24 protein-coding genes are annotated in these 22,768 nt (G+C 63.9%); 5 read left to right on the forward strand and 19 right to left on the reverse strand.

What is annotated here, in order from left to right; translation table 11 throughout:
• Positions 1-32: 32 nt before the first annotated feature.
• From IAE38_RS13250 to IAE38_RS13275, 6 genes are read right to left on the reverse strand one after another with little or no spacing between them, the layout of a single operon-like run.
• Positions 33-1,976: a response regulator gene (locus tag IAE38_RS13250; RefSeq protein ID WP_201217924.1), complete on the reverse strand. Its 1,944-nt coding sequence runs from the start codon at positions 1,974-1,976 to the stop codon at positions 33-35.
• Positions 1,966-2,814, reverse strand: coding sequence for a sensor histidine kinase (locus IAE38_RS13255; RefSeq protein ID WP_201217926.1), 849 nt, complete (start codon positions 2,812-2,814; stop codon positions 1,966-1,968). The genes IAE38_RS13250 and IAE38_RS13255 overlap by 11 nt, the downstream gene beginning before the upstream one ends.
• Positions 2,807-3,826 (reverse strand): ATP-binding protein, encoded by a 1,020-nt coding sequence (locus IAE38_RS13260; protein ID WP_201217927.1) that lies wholly within the window; start codon positions 3,824-3,826, stop codon positions 2,807-2,809. The genes IAE38_RS13255 and IAE38_RS13260 overlap by 8 nt, the downstream gene beginning before the upstream one ends.
• Positions 3,817-4,221, reverse strand: a complete 405-nt coding sequence (locus tag IAE38_RS13265) for an anti-sigma regulatory factor (protein WP_028632662.1) — start codon at positions 4,219-4,221, stop codon at positions 3,817-3,819. The genes IAE38_RS13260 and IAE38_RS13265 overlap by 10 nt, the downstream gene beginning before the upstream one ends.
• The gene (locus IAE38_RS13270) at positions 4,218-4,580 is read right to left on the reverse strand and encodes an STAS domain-containing protein (RefSeq protein WP_028632663.1); all 363 of its coding nucleotides are present in this window, start codon (positions 4,578-4,580) and stop codon (positions 4,218-4,220) included. The genes IAE38_RS13265 and IAE38_RS13270 overlap by 4 nt, the downstream gene beginning before the upstream one ends.
• Before the next feature lie 4 nt (positions 4,581-4,584).
• Positions 4,585-5,436 carry an STAS domain-containing protein gene (locus IAE38_RS13275; RefSeq protein ID WP_201217929.1) on the reverse strand — a complete coding sequence of 284 codons (852 nt, stop codon included), beginning with the start codon at positions 5,434-5,436 and terminating at the stop codon, positions 4,585-4,587.
• A gap of 292 nt (positions 5,437-5,728) precedes the next feature.
• On the opposite strand from IAE38_RS13275, the gene IAE38_RS13280 reads away from it, so the two are divergent.
• Positions 5,729-6,196 (forward strand): hypothetical protein, encoded by a 468-nt coding sequence (locus IAE38_RS13280; protein ID WP_201217930.1) that lies wholly within the window; start codon positions 5,729-5,731, stop codon positions 6,194-6,196.
• 266 nt (positions 6,197-6,462) lie between these two features.
• Here IAE38_RS13280 and IAE38_RS13285 read toward each other — a convergent pair whose 3' ends face one another.
• The 8 genes from IAE38_RS13285 to IAE38_RS13320 form a co-directional block, all read right to left on the reverse strand.
• The gene (locus tag IAE38_RS13285) at positions 6,463-7,854 is read right to left on the reverse strand and encodes an amino acid permease (RefSeq protein ID WP_201163642.1); all 1,392 of its coding nucleotides are present in this window, start codon (positions 7,852-7,854) and stop codon (positions 6,463-6,465) included.
• Between the two features lie 317 nt (positions 7,855-8,171).
• Positions 8,172-8,933, reverse strand: coding sequence for an ABC transporter ATP-binding protein (locus IAE38_RS13290; RefSeq protein WP_201217931.1), 762 nt, complete (start codon positions 8,931-8,933; stop codon positions 8,172-8,174).
• Complete coding sequence (locus IAE38_RS13295; protein ID WP_060481663.1) at positions 8,930-9,991, reverse strand: FecCD family ABC transporter permease; 1,062 nt, start codon at positions 9,989-9,991, stop codon at positions 8,930-8,932. Before IAE38_RS13295 ends, IAE38_RS13290 begins: the two co-directional genes overlap by 4 nt.
• Positions 9,988-11,103 (reverse strand): ABC transporter substrate-binding protein, encoded by a 1,116-nt coding sequence (locus IAE38_RS13300; RefSeq protein ID WP_201217932.1) that lies wholly within the window; start codon positions 11,101-11,103, stop codon positions 9,988-9,990. Before IAE38_RS13300 ends, IAE38_RS13295 begins: the two co-directional genes overlap by 4 nt.
• Before the next feature lie 129 nt (positions 11,104-11,232).
• Positions 11,233-12,243 (reverse strand): zinc-dependent alcohol dehydrogenase family protein, encoded by a 1,011-nt coding sequence (locus IAE38_RS13305; protein ID WP_201217933.1) that lies wholly within the window; start codon positions 12,241-12,243, stop codon positions 11,233-11,235.
• 52 nt (positions 12,244-12,295) lie between these two features.
• Entirely contained in the window at positions 12,296-12,886 is a 591-nt protein-coding gene (locus tag IAE38_RS13310) for an HAD family hydrolase (protein ID WP_028632712.1), read from the reverse strand.
• Positions 12,883-13,752 carry an acyl-CoA thioesterase II gene (gene tesB, locus IAE38_RS13315; RefSeq protein ID WP_028632713.1) on the reverse strand — a complete coding sequence of 290 codons (870 nt, stop codon included), beginning with the start codon at positions 13,750-13,752 and terminating at the stop codon, positions 12,883-12,885. The genes IAE38_RS13310 and tesB overlap by 4 nt, the downstream gene beginning before the upstream one ends.
• A gap of 144 nt (positions 13,753-13,896) precedes the next feature.
• A complete protein-coding gene (locus IAE38_RS13320) occupies positions 13,897-14,469 on the reverse strand; it encodes a GNAT family N-acetyltransferase (RefSeq protein WP_028632714.1) in 573 nt (190 codons plus the stop codon).
• Between the two features lie 154 nt (positions 14,470-14,623).
• On the opposite strand from IAE38_RS13320, the gene IAE38_RS13325 reads away from it, so the two are divergent.
• Both IAE38_RS13325 and IAE38_RS13330 read left to right on the forward strand, forming a co-directional pair.
• The gene (locus IAE38_RS13325) at positions 14,624-15,538 is read left to right on the forward strand and encodes a histone deacetylase family protein (RefSeq protein ID WP_201217934.1); all 915 of its coding nucleotides are present in this window, start codon (positions 14,624-14,626) and stop codon (positions 15,536-15,538) included.
• A 148-nt stretch (positions 15,539-15,686) separates the two neighbouring features.
• On the forward strand, positions 15,687-16,931 hold the full coding sequence (locus IAE38_RS13330) for a TIGR03862 family flavoprotein (protein WP_201217935.1): 1,245 nt from the start codon (positions 15,687-15,689) through the stop codon (positions 16,929-16,931).
• A gap of 48 nt (positions 16,932-16,979) precedes the next feature.
• Here IAE38_RS13330 and IAE38_RS13335 read toward each other — a convergent pair whose 3' ends face one another.
• From IAE38_RS13335 to IAE38_RS13355, 5 genes are all read right to left on the reverse strand, one after another.
• Positions 16,980-18,311, reverse strand: a complete 1,332-nt coding sequence (locus IAE38_RS13335) for a DEAD/DEAH box helicase (protein WP_201217936.1) — start codon at positions 18,309-18,311, stop codon at positions 16,980-16,982.
• 54 nt (positions 18,312-18,365) lie between these two features.
• A complete protein-coding gene (gene yedA, locus IAE38_RS13340) occupies positions 18,366-19,274 on the reverse strand; it encodes a drug/metabolite exporter YedA (protein ID WP_201217938.1) in 909 nt (302 codons plus the stop codon).
• A gap of 102 nt (positions 19,275-19,376) precedes the next feature.
• The gene (locus tag IAE38_RS13345; RefSeq protein ID WP_028632719.1) at positions 19,377-19,982 is read right to left on the reverse strand and encodes a 3'-5' exonuclease; all 606 of its coding nucleotides are present in this window, start codon (positions 19,980-19,982) and stop codon (positions 19,377-19,379) included.
• 7 nt (positions 19,983-19,989) lie between these two features.
• Positions 19,990-20,469 carry a LabA-like NYN domain-containing protein gene (locus IAE38_RS13350; RefSeq protein ID WP_028632720.1) on the reverse strand — a complete coding sequence of 160 codons (480 nt, stop codon included), beginning with the start codon at positions 20,467-20,469 and terminating at the stop codon, positions 19,990-19,992.
• Positions 20,470-20,544: 75 nt separating this feature from the next.
• Entirely contained in the window at positions 20,545-21,312 is a 768-nt protein-coding gene (locus IAE38_RS13355) for a DUF2076 domain-containing protein (RefSeq protein ID WP_201217941.1), read from the reverse strand.
• 165 nt (positions 21,313-21,477) lie between these two features.
• Between IAE38_RS13355 and IAE38_RS13360 the strand changes: the two genes are divergently transcribed.
• The gene (locus IAE38_RS13360) at positions 21,478-22,134 is read left to right on the forward strand and encodes a YciC family protein (RefSeq protein ID WP_201217943.1); all 657 of its coding nucleotides are present in this window, start codon (positions 21,478-21,480) and stop codon (positions 22,132-22,134) included.
• Between the two features lie 86 nt (positions 22,135-22,220).
• Positions 22,221-22,712: a hypothetical protein gene (locus IAE38_RS13365; protein ID WP_201217944.1), complete on the forward strand. Its 492-nt coding sequence runs from the start codon at positions 22,221-22,223 to the stop codon at positions 22,710-22,712.
• Positions 22,713-22,768 lie beyond the last annotated feature (56 nt).

Below are 22,768 nucleotides of genomic sequence, written 5' to 3' on the forward strand. Positions count from 1 at the left end.
TTATTTTTCAAAAAAAATTAATCCGCCTGCTGTCACGCCTTGCTGACCGCCTGCCGCACCTTGCCCAGCAACTCGCTCATCTTGAAGGGCTTGAGCAACATGTCCATGCCATCGCCCAGAAACGCCTGACGGTCCAGCGCGGCATCGGCGTAACCGGTCATGAACAGCACGGGCAACTCGGGCCGGTAGCCTCGGGCAAGGTCTGCCAGTTCACGCCCGTTCAGGGTGGGCAGGCCGACATCCGTCAGCATCAGGTCCAGGTGGGCATCGGACTGCAAATGGGCCAAGGCCTCCTCGATGCTGGCGGCCAGCGTGCAACGGTAGCCCGCATCCCCCAGCGCCTCGGCCACCGACAGGCGCACGGCCGTCATGTCTTCGACAATCAGCACATGCTCACCACTGCCCGGCTGGTCCTGGGCAGCCTCACGCTGCACATGCACGGCCGCCTGTGCACTGGCGGGCAACATCAAGGTGACCTCGGTGCCCTGCCCCACCACGCTGCTCAGCACCACGTGGCCACCGGATTGCCTGGCGAAGCCGTAAATGGTCGACAGCCCCAGGCCGGTGCCCTGGCCCAGCGGCTTGGTGGTGAAGAACGGGTCGAAGACCTTTTCCAGCAGTTCGGCGTCGATACCGGTGCCGTTGTCCCGTACGCTAACCGCCACATAGGGGCCGTCCACCAGGTTGGGGTTGCCCTGGGACCAGCGGGCACAGGTGTCGACCCAGATATGCCCGCCCTTGGGCAGCGCGTCACGGGCGTTGATGACCAGATTGAGCACGGCGCTTTCCAGCTGCACCGGGTCAACCAGGGCAATTGCAGGCTGGTTAGAAAGGTTGAGCGTGAGGGTGATGCGCTCGCCGACCGTGCGGGTAATCAATTCTTCCAGCGAACGTACGTGGCGGTTGACGTCTATTGGCCGCGTGTCGAGCGGCTGCTGACGGGCGAAAGCCAGCAGACGATGGGTGAGCGACGCAGCACTGGTGGCCGAACTCAGCGCTGCCTCGGCGTAGCGGATGACCTTTTCAGGGCGGTTCTCGGCCACGCGTTTGCAGATCAGTTCAAGGCTGGTGATGATGCCGGTCAGCAGGTTGTTAAAGTCGTGGGCGATACCGCCGGTAAGGCTGCCCAAGGCGTCCATCTTTTGCAGCTGCAGCAATTGCGCCTCGGTACGCTCGCGCACCGCCACCTCCCGTGCGAGCTGGCTGGCGGCATCGTCCAGCTGGGCCAGGTGCGAACGCTCACGGTGGCGGTGTTCGGTGATGTCCTCGACGAACACCAGGCACAGCCCCGGCGCCTGGTAGGGCGACAGCTGCCATTCGGTCTCGCGAACATGGCCGTGCAACTGCATGCTCAAGGTGCCTTTCCAGCGTTCGCCGGCCAGCAGGTGTTCACGCAGGCTGGCCAGGGCCGCCTCCTGCCCGTCGGCAAAGCACTCGCGCAGTTGCACCGGATCGTGGTTGTCCTGGGTGAGGTGAATGAACGCCTGGTTGCACTCGTGCACTTTCAGGTCGGCGTCCATTACCGCGATAGGCGCCGACACGCCGGTGAATATCTCGCGAAAGCGTGCCTCGCTCTGGCGCAGGGCACGTTCGGCATCGCGTACCCGCAGCAGAGTACGCAAGGTGGCCAGCAGCACGTCCGGGTCTACCGGGTGGGTGAGGTAGGCATCGGCACCCGCATTCAGCCCGGTAATGATGTCGCCGCTCTGAATGGACGCCGCAGACACATGAATCACAGGCAACAAGGCGGTGCGCACATCCTGGCGCAGCAGCCGGACAATGTCGAAGCCGCTCATGTCCGGCAGGTTCACATCCAGAATCAGCGCATCGATGTGGCCTTCGCGAATCAGCGCCAGCCCTTGTGCACCAGTGCCCGCCTCGAGTACCTCGTAGCCGTGCACCGCCAGGCGCCTGCGCAGTGCGTAGCGGGTGGCGACGTTGTCATCGACGATCAGCAGGCGCACATCAGCACTCATCCAGGTTCTCCTGGGCCAGGGCCAGCGGGATAACCACAGAGAAGCACGAGCCTTTGCCCGGCTCACTGTGCACACTCACCTGACCGCCCAGCAGCATTGCAAAGCGTTTGCACAACGACAGGCCCAAGCCGGTGCCGCGCAGGCGTTTCTGCAGCGGCGAATCGAGCTGGGCGAAGTCTTCGAACAGCGTGTCCAGCAACTCCGGCGCGATACCAATGCCGGTATCGGTCACGGAAAAGCACACACTGCCTTCGCCGTGCAGGCTCGCTGAAACCCGTACCTCACCGCGGGAGGTAAATTTCAATGCGTTGGAAATGAAGTTGCGCAAAATCTGGGCAAGTTTCTTGTCGTCGGTATACAGCTGCGGCAAGCCCACCGGTTCTTCGAATATCAGGTCCACCGCCGACCCATCGACAATGGGCCGGAACATGCCACGCAGGGCGGAGAACAGGTCGAACATGTCGAACCACGCAGGCGAGATGCTGATGCGGCCTGCTTCGATCTTGGCCAGGTCCAGCAGGTCGTCAACCATGTCGGACAACTCGCGCGTGGCGTTGCTGATGAAGGCCACCTGGCGGTGCTGCTCTGCCGACAGCGGCCCATCCAGCTCGTCGGTCAGCAAGCCGGTAATGCTCAGAATGGACCCCAGCGGCGTGCGGAACTCATGGCTCATGTAGGCCAGGAAGCGGCTTTTCAGGTCAGAGGCCTGGCGCAGCTGCTCGGCCTGAACGTCCAGCTCGGCATACAGGGCCAGCACGCCCTGGTTGGTCTCGTCCAGTTCGCTACGCAGCGCGTCGTTTTCGGCCTGCAGCCGGGCGACCAGAATTGGGTCAGACATGCACTGCCTCCAGGTCGATCACCAGCACGGTCACATCATCCCGGCCACGGCAGAAGTCGCGGTGCAGCACAGCCGCGATCACCGCCGGGTGGCGATGCACCAGGCCAGGGTAATCCTGAAGGTTCCAACGGGACTGCAGGCCGTCGCTGTACATGATCAACACATTTCCGTTCAGATCAGCGTAGTTGAATACTTGGGTTTTTCTGACTTGCCCGCCCACGATCCCCGGCAGCGACGCCAGGCCGCGTTGCTGGGTACCGGCTACCAAGCATGCACCGATATTGCCGATACCCGTGAAGGCAAGGCGGTTGGACGCGCCGTTGTATTGAGCCACCGCCACGGCGCCACCCCGGGTACCGGACATGGCCTGGTGCAGGGCCTGCAGCTGTAGCAACGGTTCGGCAAAAGGCGCGCTGGCAAACACCGCAGCGCCGGTCAGGGCCGCCACCTCGGCTTCACGGCCGTGGCCCAGGCCGTCGATCACCAGCGCACTGACCTGCTGGCCATCGACGGCCAGGTACCAGGTGTCGCCACAGGCCGGGTCGCCATGCAGCGCATGCTGGGTTGCCCCCCAGCGCTGGTCGGCAGCCGCGTCGTGCTTGCCATACAGACGGGCAAGCACCACCGCACCGCGTGTATCGGCATGCACATCGAACACTTGAGCCAGGCGCGCAACAGCGCCCATGCCGATACCTTGGGTGCCTGCAGACGAGTAGCCGTCGGCCAGGCACGCCTGGGCGTCGAAGCCCTGGGCGCGGTCCACGGTGAGCACTTCGATACCGTAGCGGCCACCTTCACGCGGCAATACCCGCAGGTGCAGCTCGCCGTGGCCTGCATGTTTGAGCACGTTGCTGCACAGCTCGGTGGTTACCAGTGCAACACGCCCGGCGTCCTGTTCATCGAAGCCGTGGTCCTCGCCCAGTTTCTGCGCTATGCGACGGGCATGGCCGACATCACTCGGGTCGGCCAATGGCACCACCCGCGTCATATAGGCAGCGATGCTCAAGCCCATCGAGTGATCGTCACGCGCGTGCCCTGGCCAGGGGCTGTGTCCAGCTCGAACTCGTCGACCAAACGCCTGGCGCCGGTCAGGCCAAGGCCCAGGCCGCCCCCGGATGTCCAGCCATCGGTCAACGCCAGGTTGATGTCGGGGATCCCCGGGCCTTCATCGCGGAACAGCAGACGCAGGCCGGTGCGCCCATAGTTGTCCAGAATCTGCCAGTCCATGTCGCCACCGCCGCCATACACCACGGTGTTGCGCGCCAGTTCGCTGACAGCAGTCACCAGCTTGGTCAGGTCGACCAGGCGCATGCCGCACTCCCCGGCCAGCTTGCGCGCCAGCTGGCGTGCGAGCACCACATCCTGTTCGATACGCACCGGCAGGCTGCCGCTGTCGCGCACGTTCATGTGCGCTCCAGGCGTTGACGCAGCACCTGCATGCCGCGCTCTACGTTCAACGCCGTGCTGACGCCCGGTAGGGTCAGCCCCAGTTCCACCAGCGTGATGGCAACCGCCGGCTGCATGCCCACCACCATGGTTTCGGCATCCAGAATGCGCGAGAGCCCGGAGATGCTGGCAATCATGCGCCCGATGAAAGAGTCGACCATGTCCAGCGCCGAGATGTCGATCAATACGCCCCGCGCCGAGATACGGCTGATACGCTCGGTAAGGTCTTCTTGCAGCGTGAGTGCCAGCTGGTCGTGCATGTCTACCTGGATGGTGACCAGCAGAAACTCGCCCATCTGCAGGATCGGTATACGTTCCATGGGCCTATACCCGCTGGCCGAGATCGCCGCCCACACGGGTCAAGGCCAGTTTCAGGGCGTCGGACAGGTTGGCTTTGGTGGTCAGGGTGCCAAGGTCCAGGCCCAGGTGCACGATGGTCTGGGCGATTTGCGGGCGGATGCCACTGATGATGCAGTCAGCGCCCATCAGGCGGATGGCGGTCACGGTCTTGAGCAGGTGTTGCGCCACCAGCGTGTCGACGGTCGGCACACCGGTGATGTCGATGATGGCAATTTCCGAACCGGTGTCGACGATGCGCTGCAGCAGCGACTCCATCACCGTCTGGCTGCGCTGTGAATCGAGTGTGCCGATCAGGGGCAGCGCCAGTACGCCATCCCACAGCTTTACCACCGGGGTAGACAGCTCAAGCAGTTCTTCCTGCTGGCGACGGATCACGGTTTCACGGGAAGCCTGATAGGTACGGATGGTGTGCATGCCCATGCTGTCGAGCAGTTCGGAGATCAGCCACAGCTGCTCGGCCAGGGTCGCCGGGTCGTTCCGGTAATGAGCCTGCAACAGGGCGAACAACGGCCCCTTCAGCGCAAAGATGAAATACACCGTTTGGTGTGAGTCATGGCCCAGTTGCGCGCGGGTGGACGAGAGCTTTTCCAGGAAGCGGCGTACGGCATCCCACCCTGCACCAGCCAGGTTGTTGCCGCTACCACTCTGCAGGCCTTCGCTGAGCAGTTGCAGGAACTCGCGGGTCTCCTGCTTCAGCGCCTGCTCCTTGAGGTTGCGCGTAGCACCGTTGGCTTCCAGGCTCGCAATCCATTGCTCAAGCAACTGCTCCTGGTTGCTGTTGATCGCGTCCAACGTACTGCCTTGCAGTGCTGCCATGTACCTGAGCTCCTGTAGCGAAAGCCGTCGCCTTCACGTGATGACCGGTGTTTTGTGAATGACATTTACCGGCCGAAATAGTTGTATTTGCGGCGCATTTAATTGCATTACGCCAGCCGTGGGTAGCCCCCAGGGCAGCGAGCTGAAAAAAAAAGCCTGCAACGCTTTAACGCTCAGCTCAGGGGGGCAGTACAAAAGCCAGTTATGGGGTGTACATTTCATCCAACGCCTATTAAAAATGTTTTTTTAATAACTGCTATTCGATGAGAATACGGTCAGAAGGAACTGACACATGAAAACCGCACGTATGCTCTTGCCACTGCTCATTAGCCTGGCAAGCAATACCGTACTCGCTGAGAACCTTGATCAGGACGCAGCCATTGCGCAAATAGGCCAGGTGCTGACCTGCAAACGCGCTGTGTCACCCGGCCAGTTCGCCGAGCTGGTCACGGCAGCCAAGGGTAAGGCTGTGGTGCAGGCCTCCGAATTGTCGGACGCCGAATACACCGTCCCCAAGCCTGTCGAGGTTTTTGGCCGCCCGATCACACGGCTGTCGGTGCACGACGCAGGTGACGGCGAGGGTGACTTCAATGAATACACGGGCCAGTTCAGTGGCGAAAGCCTGCAGACCGTCGCCAAGCTGGGGAATATCGCTCAGGACGATCTAGGCCACTACACGAAAGAAGTCGGTAGCCACGACCTGAGCTTGCGGGCGGAGGGTGGCAGCGCTGTTATCAGTTGCGCTAATAACAAACGCTAGAGGACGTTACAGCCCATCGTTGGCCAGCCAGGTAATAGCCCTGCATATAACGTTCCGATGCGGCGTGGACCTGTGGGAGCGGCTTTAGCCGCGAACACCGGCAAAGCCGGTGCCATACCGTTCGATTTCTACTTTGCAGGTAAACTCACAAGAGGCGGGCTTTCCTGCAAAAGAAGTTCTATCTGCGATAGCGCAGCCCACAGAACCCGGCGATGGGCCGCTGTGCGGCCCCATGTTTTCATTGTGCCTGGACTACAAGCACACCCTCACCCCACCGTACGCGCGCCAACAGGTTGCGCCTGCCCCCGTGTGGTCACAATACCCAGGAAGGAGATCACGATCGCCAACCCCAAGGTCGAACTCACTTCAACCCGGTGTTCAGGCGTGTACATCATCACCGCCAGCGCTGCAGCGATGAAGATGATCACCGCCCAGGTCAGCCACGGGAACAGCCACATGCGGAATTTCAGCTCGGTGTTCTCGCGCTCCAGCCGGCGGCGCATACGCAGTTGGGAGATGGCGATCACCATGTACACCAGCAGCGCGATGGCGCCGGAACTGGCCAGCAGAAACTCAAACACGCCCTTGGGTGCGAAGTAGTTGAGCACCGCAATGGCGGCACCGATCAGCGTGCTGCCGAACACCGCAGCCCGTGGTACACCGACCCTGGAGGTATTTTTCAGCATGGCTGGTGCATCACCGCGCTTGGCCAGCGAGTACATCATGCGCGAGGCGATGTAGATGGAGGAGTTCATGCAACTGGTGACTGCCACCAGCACCACCAGGTCGACCATGAATGCAGCGTTGGGGATATTCATGATTTCCAGCGCACGCTGGTACGAACCCACTACTGCCAGTTGCGGGTCATTCCACGGCACTACCGAGATGATCACGAAGATCGACAGGATGTAGAAGGTGCTGATACGCCAGATCACCGAGCGGGTGGCCTTGGCGATGTTGCGCGAAGGATCGCTGGACTCGGACGCCGCGATGGTCACCGCCTCGGTACCAATGAAGCTGAACATCACGGTGATGAAGGCACCGACCACAGCCGCCCAGCCTTTGGGGGCAAAGCCGCCGTGCTCATTGATCAGCCCGCTGAGGCCACTGACTTCACGGTTGGGCAACCAGCCCATCAGCGCTGCGAAACCCAGGCCGATAAAGCCCAGGATGGCCGTGACCTTGAGGATGGCGAACCAGAATTCGAACTCGCCGTACTTGGCCACGCTGAACAGGTTGGTGCCGGCCAGCAACAGGACCGAGGCCAGGGCAAAGATCCAGCTGTCTACCTGAGGGAACCAGGCATTGAGCACGTGCCCAGCGGCCAGGGCTTCGATGGGAATCACCAGTACCCAGAACCACCAGTACAGCCAACCGATGGTATAGCCGGCCCAACGGCCAATGGCCTGTTCGGCATAGGTGGAGAAAGAACCGGTGTCGGGGTGCGCTACGGCCATTTCGCCGAGCATGCGCATGACCAGTACCACCAGGGTTCCGGCCACAAAATAGGAAACTATGGTTGCTGGCCCGGCCGCCGCGATGGCGTGACCCGAGCCGACGAAGAGTCCGGCGCCGATAATGCCCGCGATGGACAGCATCGTTACATGACGTGGCTTGAAACCTTGTGCAAGGTTGCCATCAGATCCCACGGTGTTCATTGATGTTGTTCTCTTTTTGCTGACACAAGGATGGACGGGCAGGCGTAGGCGAAAAAAGCTCCTTGGGATTCGGGGTGAAGGCAGGTTGCTAGCGCTCTGTTGTTGATGTGTGCAGCGCATCAAATGCAACGTGCCGGTGCGGTTCGGGCTTCATTTAAGCCCCGCAAGCATGTGGGAAATTACACGAGAACGCCTCGGAACTGTTCGATCACGACAGCGCTTTTCCAGCAACGCCAAATGTCGCGATTGGCATATCCGATCGCGCCACCGGGCCAGGCGAAGCTTTTGTTTTTCATTTGAATGTGCAGCAGGGCGCCTCAGGCCAGCGCCCGGTCCACCAGTACCTGCAACCGCCCCTGGGAGCAGCGTTCCACGCGTGCCTGCACGCCATAGACGTCTGCCAGCAGGTCCGGCTTGAGTACGTCAGCCGGGGCGCCGCAGGCGATTACCCTGCCCTCGCGCAGCACCACCAGCCAGTCGGCGTGGCTCGCCGCCAGGTTGATGTCATGCAGTACTGCCACGGCCAGCAACCGGTGCGCCTGCACGCGCTCACGCACGGCGTCCATCACCCGCAACTGGTAATGCAGGTCCAGTGCACTGGTGGGCTCGTCCAGCAGCAGTACCTGAGGGTTGCGCGCCAGCAACTGGGCCAGGGCCACCAGCTGGCGCTGGCCGCCCGACAGCCTGTCCAGCGAGCGCTCGGCCAGCCCTTCGATACCCAACTGGCGCAAGGCTTCGAAAGCATGGCCCAACAGGTTGTCGCTACTGCCCACGCGCAGGGCGGCAACGATGCTTTCGAGCACACCCAGGGCAATGCCGGGGGGCAGTTGCTGGGGCATGTAGGCCAGGCGCCGCGAGCGCTCGGCAAAGCCCAGCCGGGTGACGTCCTGGCCGTCCAGGCTAAGGCCCCCGCGCATGCGCTCCAACCCCGCCAACGCACGCAGGAGGGTGGACTTGCCTGCGCCGTTGGGCCCCACAAGGGCCACCAGGCTGCCGGCCGGGAACGCCGGCATGCTCACCTCGTGCAGAATCTGTCGTGCCCCGTAGGCTACCGATACACCCTGGATCAACAGGCTCACAGTTTTCTCCCCCGGCGGAACACCAGCACCACGAAGATCGGCACCCCGACCAAAGCAGTGACGATACCCACCGGCACAATCACGCCGGGCATGATCGCCTTGCTGGCAATGGATGACAGCGACAGCATCAGCGCCCCCACCAGCGCACTGGCGGGCAACAGGAAACGCTGATCCTCGCCCACCAGCAAACGGGCGATATGCGGGCCCACCAGGCCCACGAAGCCGATGGTGCCAACGAAAGCCACCGCAGTTGCCGACAGCAGGCTGATGCGCAGCAGGGAGGCGAAACGCAGGCGGCGGGTGTCCACACCAAAGCTACGGGCGCGGTCCTCGCCCATGCGCAGCAGGGTCATGGCCGGCGCGGCGCGCAACGAGAACGGCAGCAGTACCGCCAGCACCAGCGCCAGAATGGCGAGCTTGTCCCAGTTGGCCCGGGCCAGGCTGCCCAAGGTCCAGAACACCAGTTGCTGCAGTACATCCTCGGTAGCCAGCAGTTGCAGCAGTGACACCAATGCGTTGCAGCTGAACACCAGGGCAATGCCAAACAGCACCAGGCTTTCTACGCCAGCGCCACGCAAGCGCGACATGGCCTGCAGCAGCACCACCGAAAGGCAGGCGAACACGAACGCCATCACCGTGACCTGTACCCCCGGCGCCATCCAGGCGATGCCCAGCGGGTAGGCGATGGCCAGCGACGCGCCCAGCGCGGCAGACGATGACACCCCCAAGGTAAAGGGGCTGGCCAGCGGGTTGTCGAGGATGGCCTGCATTTCTGCGCCCGCCAGCGACAACGCCGCCCCCACCAGCACCGCCATCAGCGCGTACGGCAGCCGCACGTTCCAGATGATCACCCGCTCGGTGGCACTGAGGGTGGCCGGGTCGAACACCCCCTGCACCAGGCGCCCCAGGCTCATGCCCGACGCACCGCTGGCCAGGTCGCACAGCACCGAAACCAACAGCAGCAATGCCAGGGCGCCCACCAGCCAGGTGCGCCGCCACAGCACCCGGCGGTAGTGCCAGGCAGCCTGCTGGGCGCCGGGCAGAGCCTGCGCGGTCACTTGGCGTCGACCCAGTACTGGCCGTCCAGGCCTACCTTGAGCATGCGGTTGATTTCAGCCATGGTCGCCTGCGGGTCGAGGTCCTTGAAGCGCTCGGGGTGCACCCAGCGTGCCATGGCTTCGATAGCCAGAATATTGAACGGCGAATTATAGAAGTCATGCCACAGGCCATGGGCCTGGCCCGCCTTGATCGGCCGCAGCGGCGCGAATTCGGGGCGAGCGGTGATCTTGGCCAGGCTCTGGCGCGCTGTCTCGGTAGATACGCCAGCGCCCAGCAGCACGCCGGGCGCGCGGTTACCGGTGGCGATGTACACATCCGGGTCGGCCTGCAGCACGTACTCCACGCTCACATCACCCAGCGCACCGGGTACCACGTCAGCGCCAATGTTATGCCCGCCCACGGCCTGGACCACGCTGCCCAGGCCGCTTTTGCCGGTGGTGTGGCCAGGCGCCTGCCATACCTCTGCCAGCAGTTCCAGAAACACCTTGGGCCGTTCACTGTCCTTGAGCCCGGCCACCGCATCGGTCACCCGCTTCAGGTGGCGATCGTACAGGCTCAGGTACTCGGCAGCTTCCTGCTCGCGGCCCAGCACCGTGCCGAGCGCCTCCATGCTGACCCGCGTGTTCTTGATAGGGTGCACGCGGAAATCGATGAACAGCACCGGCACGCCAGCCTGCTCCAGCAGGTCGGCCACGGGGCTGTGCTGGGTGGGCCCTTCACCGGCGATGCTGAAGATCGCCAGGTCCGGCTTCAGGCCCAATATCTGCTCGGCGCTGACGCTTTGCTCGGAGGCCTGGCCAATCAGCGGCAGCTTGGCGATTTGCGGGTATTTCTGCGCATACACCTGGTAGGTGTGCGGGTCCAGCAGGCGCATGTCGTTCTGCCAGCCGACCACCCGCTGGAACGGGTCATCACGGTCCAGCAACGCCAGGGCGAAGAACAACCTGCCCTCGCCCAACACGATGCGTTGCGGTGTGTGGTCCAGCTTTACACTGCGCCCAAGCACGTCGGTGACTTGCAGGGCACTGGCCGGTTGAGTGAAGCCGAGGCAGGCTGCCATCAGCAGCAAGGCAGGCAGCACGCGCTGCCAAAAACGGGGGAATACGCACATCGGGGTATCCTCTGGAAGAGAATCAGTCGCAACGGAGCCGGCCATTCTAGCCAGCCACCTGCGCTGCCGATGTGCGCGAATGTATTGGCGCGCAGCCGCGCCATTACATTCCATTACCCCAATCGCCTGCTACCAGTTCAGGCAGATCTTGCCGAAATGGCGGTTGCTCTCCTGATAGCGGAACGCCTCGACGATCTGTTCCAGCTCAAAATGCTTGTCCACCACTGGGCGCAAGCCGTTGGCATCGATCGCCCGCACCATCGCCTGTTGCTGCGCGCGGCTGCCTACCAGCACCCCCTGCAGGCGAATCTGCCGCACCAGCGCCTGCACCAGCGGCAGTTGCCCGGCCACGCCGGTCAGAATGCCGATCAGCGATACGTGCCCGCCGATGCGCGCGGCAATCATGGACTGTTCCAACGTGGCCGGCCCGCCCACCTCGATCACATGGTCAACGCCGCGGTTGTCGGTCAATGCCCGTACCTTATCGCCCCAGGCCGGGGTCGAGGTGTAATTAATGAGGTGGTCGGCGCCCAGCGCCTTCAGGCGCTCGAGCTTGGCATCGCTGGACGAGGTGGCGATAACCGTGGCACCAGCCAGTTTGGCGAACTGCAGGGCGAAGATAGACACGCCGCCCGTGCCTTGCACCAGTACCGTGTCGCCTGGCTTGAGGCGGTCGTCGCTCATCAACGCCCGCCACGCCGTCAGGCCTGCGGTGGTGAGAGTGGCGGCCTCGGCATGGCTAAAGCCCTTCGGGGCCCGGGTGAACGCCGTGGCAGGCGCCGTTACCTGCCCGCGGGCATAGCCGTCCAGGCCATCGCCAGGCACCCTGGCAAAGCCTTCGACGTTGGCCTGGCCATCCAGCCAGTCAGGGAAGAAGGTGCTGACCACGCTGTCGCCTGCCTGAAACTCGGTCACCCCACTGCCCACTGCCATCACTTCACCTGCACCATCGGCCATGGGGATGCGCCGCTCACTGGGGCCCCACATGCCGCTGACCACGGCAAAGTCATGGTAGTTGAGCGAGCTGGCGTGCAGGCGCACGGTAATCTCGTCTGCGCCTGGTGCCGCTGCCTCGCAGGTGCCGACTTCGACCTTGTCATAGCCGCCGCCCGGCTGAACGTAGATGGCCTTGCTGCTCATGGATGGTTGCTCCATTCAGGGGAAAGGGTGCGGGTGAGCATAGACGGGCTGGTCAACCCAGCATCGCCCTCAAGGCGTGGCAATCGGCAGCGTGGCGGTCGGCAAGCCCGGGCCAGGGGTTTTCCGGCAGGTTCACCAGCACCGTCCCGGCGCCGGCTGCTCGCCCACACGCCAGGTCGAAGCGGTGATCGCCTACCATCACCAGTTCGCTGGGGGCAACGCCCCAGGCGCTGGCAATTTTCAGCAACCCGTCGGGGCTCGGCTTGGGCGCGGCTTCGTCACGCCCAAGAATCTGTGATACCGCAAAATAGTCTGCCAGGCCGATGGCCTCGAGGGTCACGTGCGCCAGCTCACGGGCATTACGGGTAAGAATACCCAGGCGGCAGCCGCGGCCCGCAAGCTCACGCACCAGGTCCACTGCGCCATCGGCAGCCGTCGAGGCATGGGCCAGCTCACGTTCGTGCGCCAGCAGCCAGGCATGCTTGGCGGCTGCTTCGTCTTCGGGCAGGGCGGCCAAGTGGGTGAGAATGTCGGCTGCAGGCGGGATATCGAGCGCCACGCGGATGGCTGCAAAGTCATGCACCGCCACCGTCAGGGTGCCGTCCATGTCGAACACCCAGTGGCGAACCCCGCCCAGGTTCATGCCCAGTCCTTGCGGTGGCGGATTAACCCTTCCTGGCTGGAAGAAGCCACCAGTTGCCCGGCCTGGTTGAAGATGCTGCCGCGGCAGAAGCCACGGGCGTTGCCCGCCCACGGGCTGTCAGTGGCATACAGCAGCCACTCGTCCGCACGCAGGTTGCCGTGGAACCACAGCGAATGGTCCAGGCTGGCGATTTGCATGTCACGCTGCCACACCGACTTGCCATGGGGCAGCAGCGAAGTGGTCAGCAGGCCGAAGTCCGAGGCGTAGGCCAGCAGGTATTTGTGCAGGGCGGGGATGTCTGGCAGTTTGCCGTCGGCGCGGAACCAGGCGTACTTCACCGGGTCGCCGGGCTTGGGGTTGAACGGGTCACGCTCGGTCACCGGGCGGATCTCGATGGGCTTGGCGCACAGCACCTTGTCACGGATGCGCTCAGGCAGCTGCTCGGCCATGGCACTGGCCAGCTCCACCTCGGTAGGCAGGTTTTCCGGGCCGACCACATCGGGCATTGGCGCCTGGTGGGTGAAGCTCTCTTCGTCATACTGGAACGAGGCGCTGCAGGTGAAAATGGTCTGGCCTTTCTGAATCGCCGTCACGCGCCGGGTGCTGAAACTGCCGCCATCGCGCACGCGGTCCACTGAATACACCACTGGCAAGCTGGCGTCGCCCGGGCGCAGGAAGTAGCCATGCAACGAATGCACGTGGCGGGCGTCTTCCACAGTCTGGCTGGCGGCCGACAGCGACTGCCCCAGCACCTGGCCACCGTAGAGCTGGCGGAAGCCCAGGTCCTGGCTGCGCCCGCGGAACAGGTTTTCTTCGATGGGTTCGAGGCTCAACAGGTCGACCAGGTCGTCCAACACATGGCTCATCGGTGGGGTTCTCCTTCTTGGCGAGCCTGGCTCGCGGTGCGCCAGCAGGCGGCACATGATTCAACGGCGCTGTACCGGCAACGGCCAGCCCCTTCCAATGCGGGAAATAATACAGGGTTTGACAGCACTGCCACCCCTGGCGGTTCAGTCGGTGCGCAGGGTCTGCTCCCAGCGGGCGCGGTCGATACGGTAAAGCACGTGCGGCCGCAAGGGGTGGCCGGCAGCAATGCGGGGGTGCTCGAAACTGCCTGCCTCGTCCTGCTGCATGCCGATGGCCTGCATGACCTTTTGCGAGGGCAGGTTCAGCTGGCTGGTGAACGACACCACCTCGTTCAACCGCAACTGGGCGAAGGCGCAACGCAGGCACGTCCAGGCCGCCTCACTGGCAAACCCCAGGCCCCAGTGGCGGCGGGCAAGCCGCCAGCCTATTTCCACCGCCGGGGCAAAGGGCGCGTCGAAGTTGACCTTGAGCAGGCCGGCCATGCCAATGAATGCCCCGCTGTCCTTGCGCTCCAGCGCCCACAGGCCGAAGCCGTATTCATTGAAGTGGCCCCGCAGGCGGCCAATCAGCCCGGCGGCCTCCAGCCGGGTCAGCGGCGCCGGAAAGTAACGCATCACCTGCGGGTCTGCGCACAACGCAGCAAACTCGCGCAGGTCATCGTCATGCCATTGGCGCAATACCAGGCGGGCGCTTTCCAGTTGCAGGATGGGGGTCATTGCGGGTTGCTCCGGTCACGGCATGCTTGAGGCAAGTTTAGCGCTGGCAGCGATCAGGGGGTGCCACACGCCTGGTATGAGATGCCCGATTGCCCGAGAAAGTGCACCCTCGATAATGGCAAGATCACCACTGCCCCCGGAATGTGAGCGCCCCATGCCGTTGCCGCTGATCTATCACGAAGACTACAGCCCGGAGTTTCCGGCAGACCATCGCTTCCCGATGGAAAAATTCCGCCTGCTGCACGATCACCTGGTCGACACCGGCCTGACGACCGACCAGGCGCTGTTACGGCCAGAGATCTGCCCGGTCGACATTCTGGCCCTGGCCCACGACCGCCAGTACATCCAGCGCTACATGCAAGGTGAACTGCCCCGCGAAGACCAGCGGCGCCTTGGCCTGCCCTGGAGCGAGGCGCTGGCCAGGCGTACCGTGCGGGCAGTCGGCGGCTCGCTGCTCACCGCAGAAATGGCTTTGCAGCACGGCGTTGCCTGCCACCTGGCGGGCGGCACCCACCACGCCCATTACGACCACCCGGCGGGCTTCTGCATCTTCAACGACCTGGCCGTGATCAGCCGCTACTTGCTGGAAGCAGGCCGTGTGCATCGGGTGCTGATCTTCGACTGCGATGTGCACCAGGGCGACGGCACCGCACGTATCCTGCAGGACACCCCGGAAGCCATCACCGTGTCGCTGCACTGCGAGCAGAACTTCCCGGCACGCAAGGCCCACAGTGACTGGGATATCCCCCTGCCTCGGGGCATGGGCGATGAAGCCTACCTGAAGGTGGTGGACGATGCCTTGAACTACCTGCTGCCGCTCTATCAACCCGACCTGGTGCTGTATGACGCCGGTGTGGATGTGCACAAGGACGATGCACTGGGCTACCTGCAACTGACAGACGCAGGCGTTGCCGCACGTGATAAAGCGGTACTGGGGCATTGCCTGGGCCGGGACATTCCGGTGGCAGGCGTCATAGGGGGTGGCTACAGCAAGGACCGGGCGGCCCTGGCCCGGCGCCACGGTATTCTGCACCGCAGTGCCGCGCAGGTTTTGAGTTGTTCACAATGACTGTGGAACCGCTTGTGGATAACCTGCGCGAAAGACGCTGCAGGCCTTGCCAATCAAAGCCTGCAGAGACATGATCATTTTTTGAGCAGTACGCTCAGGGGTGTGGTTGCGCTAGAATGCGCCACTTTTCCACAGTCTGTTGCCTACCATGCCTGACCGTACCTGCCCCCCATCCCTTCCCGCCGTCGTCATCGGCGCAGGCCCTGCCGGCCTGATGGCAGCCGAAGCCCTGGCCCAGGCGGGCTTGGCTGTGGAGGTGTTTGACGCCATGCCCTCGGTAGGGCGCAAGTTCCTGCTGGCTGGCGTGGGGGGCATGAACATCACCCATTCCGAGGCTTACCCGGCGTTCGTGGGCCGTTATGCCGAGCGCCAGCCTGAGATCGACGCCCTGCTGCGTGGCTTCGATGCCGACGCATTGCGCCAGTGGATACATGGCTTGGGCGTCGAAACGTTTGTGGGCACCTCGGGTCGGGTTTTCCCCAGCGACATGAAAGCCGCCCCTTTGCTGCGCGCCTGGCTCAAGCGCCTGCGCGACACTGGGGTAGTTATCCACACCCGCCATCGCTGGCTGGGCTGGAGCCCCGAGGGCGCGCTGCGGTTTGCTTATCCACAGGGCGAACGGCAGGTCGAAGCGGCTGTGGCAGTGCTGGCGCTGGGCGGTGGCAGCTGGGCGCGCCTGGGCTCTGATGGCAGTTGGCAGGCGTTGCTGGCGCAGCGGGCTGTGGATATCGCCCCGTTGCAGCCCAGCAACTGCGGCTTCGAGGTTGAGGGCTGGAGCGCACTGCTGCAACAGAAGTTCGCCGGTGCACCGCTGAAGAACATTGCCCTGAGCGTGCCAGGCAGCCCCCCACGCAAGGGCGAGTTCATTCTCACGGCGCAAGGCGTGGAAGGCAGCCTGGTGTATGCCTGGTCGGCAGCCGTACGCGAAGCCATCAACCGTACCGGCCAGGGGCAGTTGTTGCTGGACCTGCTGCCGGACAAGCCTGTGGACAAAATTGTCCAGGCCCTGGCAAGGCCCCGCGGCTCGCGCTCCATGGCCAGGCATCTGCAAGGTCAGCTGGGTATCGATGGGGTCAAGGCAGCCCTGCTGCGCGAGCTGACCGATCAGGCTACGTTTGCCAACCCCGATGCATTGGCCCGGGCGATCAAGGCCTTGCCAATCACCCTGGTGCGCACACGCCCCCTGGATGAAGCCATCAGCAGCGCGGGCGGCGTGCGGTTCGAAGGGCTGGACGATGGGTTGATGGTCAAAGGCATGCCGGGGGTGTTCTGTGCCGGCGAGATGCTCGACTGGGAGGCACCGACCGGCGGCTACCTGCTGACCGCGTGCTTTGCCAGCGGGCTGCGCGCAGGGCGCGCAGCCGCGCACTGGTTGGCCGCCCTGCGAGGGTAATGGGCGCCGCGCAGCGGCGCATCGCGAGCTACGCTCGCGCCTACAGGGTCAGGGTTTGCGCTTGCGGGGGCCGCCGTTGAAGCTGGGCACCTTGCGCACGGCCTTCACTGCCGGTTGCGCACTGCCCGCCTCGGCACTGTCCATCCAGCGGCCCAAACCGCGCTTGGCGCTGGTTTCCTTGGGCTTTTTGGGTTTTTTCGGCTTCTTGATCACCTGGCCACTGGCATCGGTCAACGGTACCCGGTGCTCGGGGATAAAATCCGGCTCCTCGTGACGCGGCAGGCTTTGCCGGGTCAGCACTTCAATGGCGCCCAGCAGTTGCACCTCGTCTGCACACACCAGCGAAATCGCCTCACCGGTGTTGCCGGCGCGTCCGGTACGGCCAATGCGGTGGACGTAATCCTCCGCAACGATGGGCAAGTCCAGGTTGACCACCAGCGGCAGGTCATCGATGTCCAGGCCACGGGCGGCGACATCAGTGGCCACCAGCACCTGCACCTCACGTGCCTTGAAACTGTCCAGCGCACGCTGGCGCGTCGCCTGTGGCCGGTCACCGTGGATACCATCGGCATTCACGCCCTCGGCCAGCAGCCGCTCAACCAGCTGATCGACGCCGTTACGGGTCTTGGCGAAGACCAGCACCTGCTTCCAGCGCTGCTTACGCAGCAGGTGGCAGAACAGGTCCGGCTTGCGCTTCTTGTCCACCGGCACCACCCACTGCTTGACGCTGGAAGCTGTAGCGTTGCGCGGGCTTACCTCGATGCTCAGCGGGTCATTAAGGGCGAGGCCCGCCAGCATGCGGATCTGGTCCGAGAACGTGGCCGAAAACAGCAGGGTCTGGCGCTTGCGCGGCAGTGCGGCATAGACCGATTGCAGTTCTTCGGCAAACCCCAGGTCAAGCATGCGGTCCGCTTCGTCCAGCACCAGCGTCTGTACCTGGTTGAACTTCACTGCGTTCTGGCGGAACAGGTCGAGCAGCCGGCCAGGGGTGGCCACCAGCACGTCGACACCACGGCGCAGGCGCATCATCTGCGGGTTGATACTGACACCGCCGTACACGGCATAGGTACTCAGGGGCAGGTTTTCGGCATATTCGCGCACGTTGTTGTGCACCTGCTCAGCCAGTTCGCGGGTGGGCACCAGTACCAGGGCACGAATCGAGTTGGGCGCGACCTTCTCGCCTTCCAGCGCCAGGCGCTGCAGCACAGGCAGGGCAAAGCCTGCGGTCTTGCCGGTGCCTGTCTGGGCCGCGGCCATCAGGTCGCGACCGGCCAGCACGGCGGGGATGGCCTTGGCCTGCACCGGGGTGGGGGTGGTGTAGTCCAGTTGCTGCAGGGTGCGCAGCAGCGGTTCGATCAGGCCGAGTTTGGCGAAATTCATGGCAATACCATCAGGGGTTCAGCGAAGGCGGCAAGTCTACCGCATCACCCCGGCCTACTTGCAGGTTTCACCGGTAGCCGGAGGCGCCTTGCGCCACTGCGGCAGGCCGATCAGCACCACCGCCCCGATGATCACGGCCATCGCCACGCACTCCTCGGCACCGATGTGCTCCCCGGCAAAGGCGATGCCCAACAGCACGGCGACCGCCGGGTTGACGTAGGCATAGCTGGTGGCGGCCGCCGGGCGTACATGCTTGAGCAGGTACAGGTAGGCGCTGAACGCCAGAATGGAGCCGAAGAACACCAGATACGCCAGCGCCCCCCAGCCAGCAGCGGTAGGCATGTGCGTCATGCGCTCGCCCGACAGCAGGCTGCCCATCAGCAGCACAGCGCCGCCAACCAACATTTGCGCAGCACTGGCCATAGGCCCCTGGGGCATCGGCAGGCGCTTGCTCCACACCGAGCCAAACGCCCAGGACGCTGCCGCAAAAATCAGCAAAGCCGCGCCCATCGGGCTGGCCTGCAGGTTGGACCCCAGGTTCAACAGTGCGATACCCAGCAGCCCCAGCGCGATGCCTGCCCATTCCAGCCTGGAGTTGCGATAACCGAACATCAGGCCGAACAGCAAGGTGAACAGCGGTACGGTTGCCACCGCCAGCGCGGCCACCCCGGACGCCACCCCGGCATGCTCGGCCACAGTCACCGCCCCGTTGCCACAGCTGAGCAGCAGAAAGCCGACGGCGCCCGCTGCCCGCCACTGTACCCACGTTGGCGCGGGGGCTCCGCGCCAGCGCATGAAGCCATACAACAGGCTACCGGCGATCACAAAGCGCACACCCGCCATGAGCATCGGCGGCCAGCTTTCCACACCAATGCGGATGAACAGGTAAGTGGAACCCCACACCAGGTACAAGGCCAGGAAGGCGCCGATCAGCACCAGAGGAAAGCGACGGGGGGCAGGCATGGGCACACTCGAAATCCGTTTACGGGTGGTGCAGTGTAACGGCGCCCGCTGGGCGCGCTACGTTACAGAGCGGGGTGAAATCAGCAGCACACTTGGCTGTTTTCAGCAGTACCTGGCCAACGCCTCGCGAACCTTGGCAGCGGGCGTTTTCTGCAGGCGGCACAGCAGGTCGTGGGACAGCTGTTGCACACCATGGCTCTGGCGCAGCACACCCGCCAGGTGTTGCAGCAGGTTGGCGGCCATTTCGGCATCGGCCATGGCCCGGTGAGCGGTGCCGGTTTGTGGCAGCCCGGCCCAGCGGGTCAGGGTGCCCAGTTTGTGGTTGGGCGCCGCTGGCAACAAGCGCCGCGACAGCAACAGGGAGCAGGCGAACGACTGGCTGCGGCTACGGCCGATGCGGCCCAGCTCGTAGTCCCAGAACTTCTGGTCGAAGGACGCATTGTGGGCCAGCAATGGCGTGGCCCCCACGAATTCGGCCACTTCGTTCATCACCAGGTCCACCGGTGGCGCCTGGCGCACCATGGCCGTGGTGATGCCCGTGAGGCCGGCGACGAAGGCCGGCACCGGCACGCCAGCGTTCATCAGGCTTTGATAACGCGCCACGATGCGGCCGCGCTCCAGCATCACCACCGCCACTTCGGTAGCGCGGCAGCCAGTACCCGGGGATATGCCGGTGGTTTCAAAGTCGATGACAGCAATACGTTCCATGGAAAACCTAGTGTTTGAGCAACAGCGCGCCCTCGATGGGCACATAGCGGGTGGCGGCGCGGATCAGTGACAAGGCTGTCAGCCCGGGCACACCATACACCACAGCGTCGGCGCCGTGGCGCTGGATGACACGCTCCAGCAGCAGGTCGAAATCCCCATCGCCCGACGCCAGCACCACTTGGTCCACACGGCTGGCCGCATCGATCACATCCAGGGTGATCCCCACATCCCAGTCACCCTTGGCCGAGCCGTCGCTGCGCTGAATGTAGGGCTTCAGACGTACCTCGAAACCGAGGTTGCGCAAGATCTGCTGGAACTGTTGCTGCTTGCTGTCGCCACGGTCGATGGCGTAGGCGAACGCCTCGACGATCTGGCCTTCACGGCTGACCTGGTTCCACAAGGCGGTGTAGTTGAAATGGCAACCGTGGGCCTGGCGCACGGTGTAGTAGAGGTTCTGCACATCGGCGAACAGCGCGATCTTCTTCACCTCGGCACCTCTGGTCTGGCTCAATGACAGGAGGGCGCCATGCGCCCCCCTAAAGCCAGCAGTATGCCAGACCTGTCAGACGTAGGAGTCGTCGTCGTCGAAGAACCCGCCCTCGTCGCCGCCGTAGTCGGCATCGGAGTAACCGCCCTGGTCACTGCCCCAGCCGCCGTTGTCGGCCACCTGCTGCTGACCACCCTGGTCGTTCCAGCCACCATTGTCGCTGGCCGGTGACGGCTCTTCCTTGATCACCTCGACCACCTCTTCAGGCTGCGAGTTGTGGTTGAACAGGCTGCTGATGCCTTGCGCCAGCAACACGCCCCCCGCTACACCCGCGGCGGTCTGCATGGCGCCGCCCAGGAAGCTGCTGGCACCACTGCGGGCAGGGGCAGGGGCCGCGCCAACGCCAGGTTGCTGGGCCTGCGGCTGAGAAAAGCCTGGGGCCGACGGCTCGCGCCAGCCCCCAGCGGACGGTGCCACGGGGGCCGAAGCAGGCCGTTGCGGCTGCGCAGCCGGGGCTGCACTGCGCCCGCCCGTGCCAAAGATGCTCGACAGAAAACCGCCGCCACCCGAGCTGGGCGCGGCATTGCCTGCCTGCGCAGCCTTGGCCTGGGCGCGCGCTTGCTTGAGCTCGGCCTGCAGCTGCTTGTTCTGCTCGTCCAGCTGCTTGATGGCAGCCTCTTGTACCAGAATCGCCTGGGCCATGTAGTACGGCGCCGCCGGCTGCTGACGCAGGTGCGCTTCGATGCAGGCCATGACCTGGGCATCCCGAGGCTGGTTCGGGTCCTCGGCTTGCTTGATGCGGCCAAACAGGCCATCGATCAGGGTTTGTTCTTCGGTATTCATGGGCGACCTCGTGGGTAGCAGGGCAACGGACAGCCTCAAAGATGGGGCGTGACGGCGCCTGATTCAATCACCTGCGCCGTGAAACTTTTTTCAGCAAGTGACAGCTCCAGGCGTGCTTTGGGCTAAAGTTACCGCCCTGTTTCAATTGCCATGCGATGTTGACCGATGAATCCGCTGAGCGTCCTGCGCGACTCCCTGAGTTTCTTTTACCGCCACCTCGGCGCCATCCTGCCGCTGTGTTTGCCACTGGTGGTGCTGGAAGCCCTGATCACCCAACTGCTGTATCGCCAGCTGGGCGACCAGGCTTCACCGGCCTACGGCATGCTGATCAGCTTGCTGTGCTACCCGCTGTACAGCGCCGCACTGATCCTGTTTCTCGACACCCGCAGCAACGGCCAAGTGGTGGCCAACCGCGACCTGCTCGCCCGCGCCGTGCAACTGTGGCCGCCGCTGGCGCTGCTGATTCTGATCAGCTCGCTGTTGATCATGGCGGGCCTGGCCCTGTTCGTCATTCCGGGTGTGTGGATCATGGTGAACCTGGTGTTCGCCGAATACCTGCTGGTACTGCGCGGCCTGCCGACAGTGCAGGCCATGCGCGAGAGCGCCCGCATGACCACGGGCCATTTCATGCGCATTCTGGTGTGCATGGTCGGTGCACTGGCACCGATCTGGCTGATTGATGGGCTGATGCTGCTGGCCCTGCCCGACCCCTCCCCTGGCACAGAGCTGGTCATGGACAGCCTCAGCGGCTTCCTGCAGTTGTACAGCACCGTGGTGCTGTACCGGCTGTTCATGCTGCTGGAGGGCCAGCAGGCAGCGTGAGGCAACGAGGGAAAGCCTTCGGCCTGCTGGGGTTTGGCATGCTGCATTAGCGTGCCTATCCCCAACAGGCTTTCGAGGAACCCCCTATGGATAGCGCCATTGAGGCACATTTCGCCCGTTCGTTTCGCGCCCGGCTGTACATGCGTGTAGCCAACAGCACTGTGCCACTGCGCCTCAGCCGCAGTTCAGACAAGTTCAGCTGGGGCGTGACCCCTGAGGATGACTGGCTGCAAGCCGGTGGGCGGCAGGACTCACCACTGATGGACTTCCATTACCTTTCAGCTACCGATGACCGCCTGCACTATCACATCACTGTTCCAGGGCGCCCACAAACCAAGACGCTGGGGGTGAGCCGTAATGGATACCTGGGCTTCTACTGGCATGCCGAAGTAACGGATCCCTGGAAGATCGAACCGCTGCGCCAGACTGACGAAGGGCTTGTCTGCCACTTGCGCGACCACCGCGGGTATCGCGTAGGGGCTATCAAGGACAACCCGCATCACAGCGGTGACTGGGTGGCGTTGCTGAATGTGGAGGAAGGGGATGTGTACAACTTCTTGCTCAGGCAGGAGGGTTGAGGGGTCGGGGGGGGGGGGGGGGGGGGGGGGGGGGGGGGGGGGGGGGGGGGGGGGGG

The sequence above is a fragment of the Pseudomonas sp. S32 genome, assembly GCF_016648095.1.
In the GTDB taxonomy this organism is placed as follows: Bacteria; Pseudomonadota; Gammaproteobacteria; order Pseudomonadales; family Pseudomonadaceae; genus Aquipseudomonas; species Aquipseudomonas parafulva.

Excerpts from the sequence above, each read along its gene's own strand:
- IAE38_RS13250 (WP_201217924.1), bottom strand. The coding sequence starts at position 1,976 with ATGAGTGCTGATGTGCGCCTGCTGATCGTCGATGACAACGTCGCCACC.
- IAE38_RS13255 (WP_201217926.1), bottom strand. The coding sequence starts at position 2,814 with ATGTCTGACCCAATTCTGGTCGCCCGGCTGCAGGCCGAAAACGACGCG.
- IAE38_RS13260 (WP_201217927.1), bottom strand. The coding sequence starts at position 3,826 with ATGGGCTTGAGCATCGCTGCCTATATGACGCGGGTGGTGCCATTGGCC.
- IAE38_RS13265 (WP_028632662.1), bottom strand. The coding sequence starts at position 4,221 with ATGAACGTGCGCGACAGCGGCAGCCTGCCGGTGCGTATCGAACAGGAT.
- IAE38_RS13270 (WP_028632663.1), bottom strand. The coding sequence starts at position 4,580 with ATGGAACGTATACCGATCCTGCAGATGGGCGAGTTTCTGCTGGTCACC.
- IAE38_RS13275 (WP_201217929.1), bottom strand. The coding sequence starts at position 5,436 with ATGGCAGCACTGCAAGGCAGTACGTTGGACGCGATCAACAGCAACCAG.
- IAE38_RS13280 (WP_201217930.1), top strand. The coding sequence starts at position 5,729 with ATGAAAACCGCACGTATGCTCTTGCCACTGCTCATTAGCCTGGCAAGC.
- IAE38_RS13285 (WP_201163642.1), bottom strand. The coding sequence starts at position 7,854 with ATGAACACCGTGGGATCTGATGGCAACCTTGCACAAGGTTTCAAGCCA.
- IAE38_RS13300 (WP_201217932.1), bottom strand. The coding sequence starts at position 11,103 with ATGTGCGTATTCCCCCGTTTTTGGCAGCGCGTGCTGCCTGCCTTGCTG.
- IAE38_RS13305 (WP_201217933.1), bottom strand. The coding sequence starts at position 12,243 with ATGAGCAGCAAGGCCATCTACGTTCAGCCGGGCGGCGGCTATGACAAG.
- IAE38_RS13310 (WP_028632712.1), bottom strand. The coding sequence starts at position 12,886 with ATGAACCTGGGCGGGGTTCGCCACTGGGTGTTCGACATGGACGGCACC.
- tesB (WP_028632713.1), bottom strand. The coding sequence starts at position 13,752 with ATGAGCCATGTGTTGGACGACCTGGTCGACCTGTTGAGCCTCGAACCC.
- IAE38_RS13320 (WP_028632714.1), bottom strand. The coding sequence starts at position 14,469 with ATGACCCCCATCCTGCAACTGGAAAGCGCCCGCCTGGTATTGCGCCAA.
- IAE38_RS13325 (WP_201217934.1), top strand. The coding sequence starts at position 14,624 with ATGCCGTTGCCGCTGATCTATCACGAAGACTACAGCCCGGAGTTTCCG.
- IAE38_RS13330 (WP_201217935.1), top strand. The coding sequence starts at position 15,687 with ATGCCTGACCGTACCTGCCCCCCATCCCTTCCCGCCGTCGTCATCGGC.
- IAE38_RS13335 (WP_201217936.1), bottom strand. The coding sequence starts at position 18,311 with ATGAATTTCGCCAAACTCGGCCTGATCGAACCGCTGCTGCGCACCCTG.
- yedA (WP_201217938.1), bottom strand. The coding sequence starts at position 19,274 with ATGCCTGCCCCCCGTCGCTTTCCTCTGGTGCTGATCGGCGCCTTCCTG.
- IAE38_RS13345 (WP_028632719.1), bottom strand. The coding sequence starts at position 19,982 with ATGGAACGTATTGCTGTCATCGACTTTGAAACCACCGGCATATCCCCG.
- IAE38_RS13355 (WP_201217941.1), bottom strand. The coding sequence starts at position 21,312 with ATGAATACCGAAGAACAAACCCTGATCGATGGCCTGTTTGGCCGCATC.
- IAE38_RS13360 (WP_201217943.1), top strand. The coding sequence starts at position 21,478 with ATGAATCCGCTGAGCGTCCTGCGCGACTCCCTGAGTTTCTTTTACCGC.
- IAE38_RS13365 (WP_201217944.1), top strand. The coding sequence starts at position 22,221 with ATGGATAGCGCCATTGAGGCACATTTCGCCCGTTCGTTTCGCGCCCGG.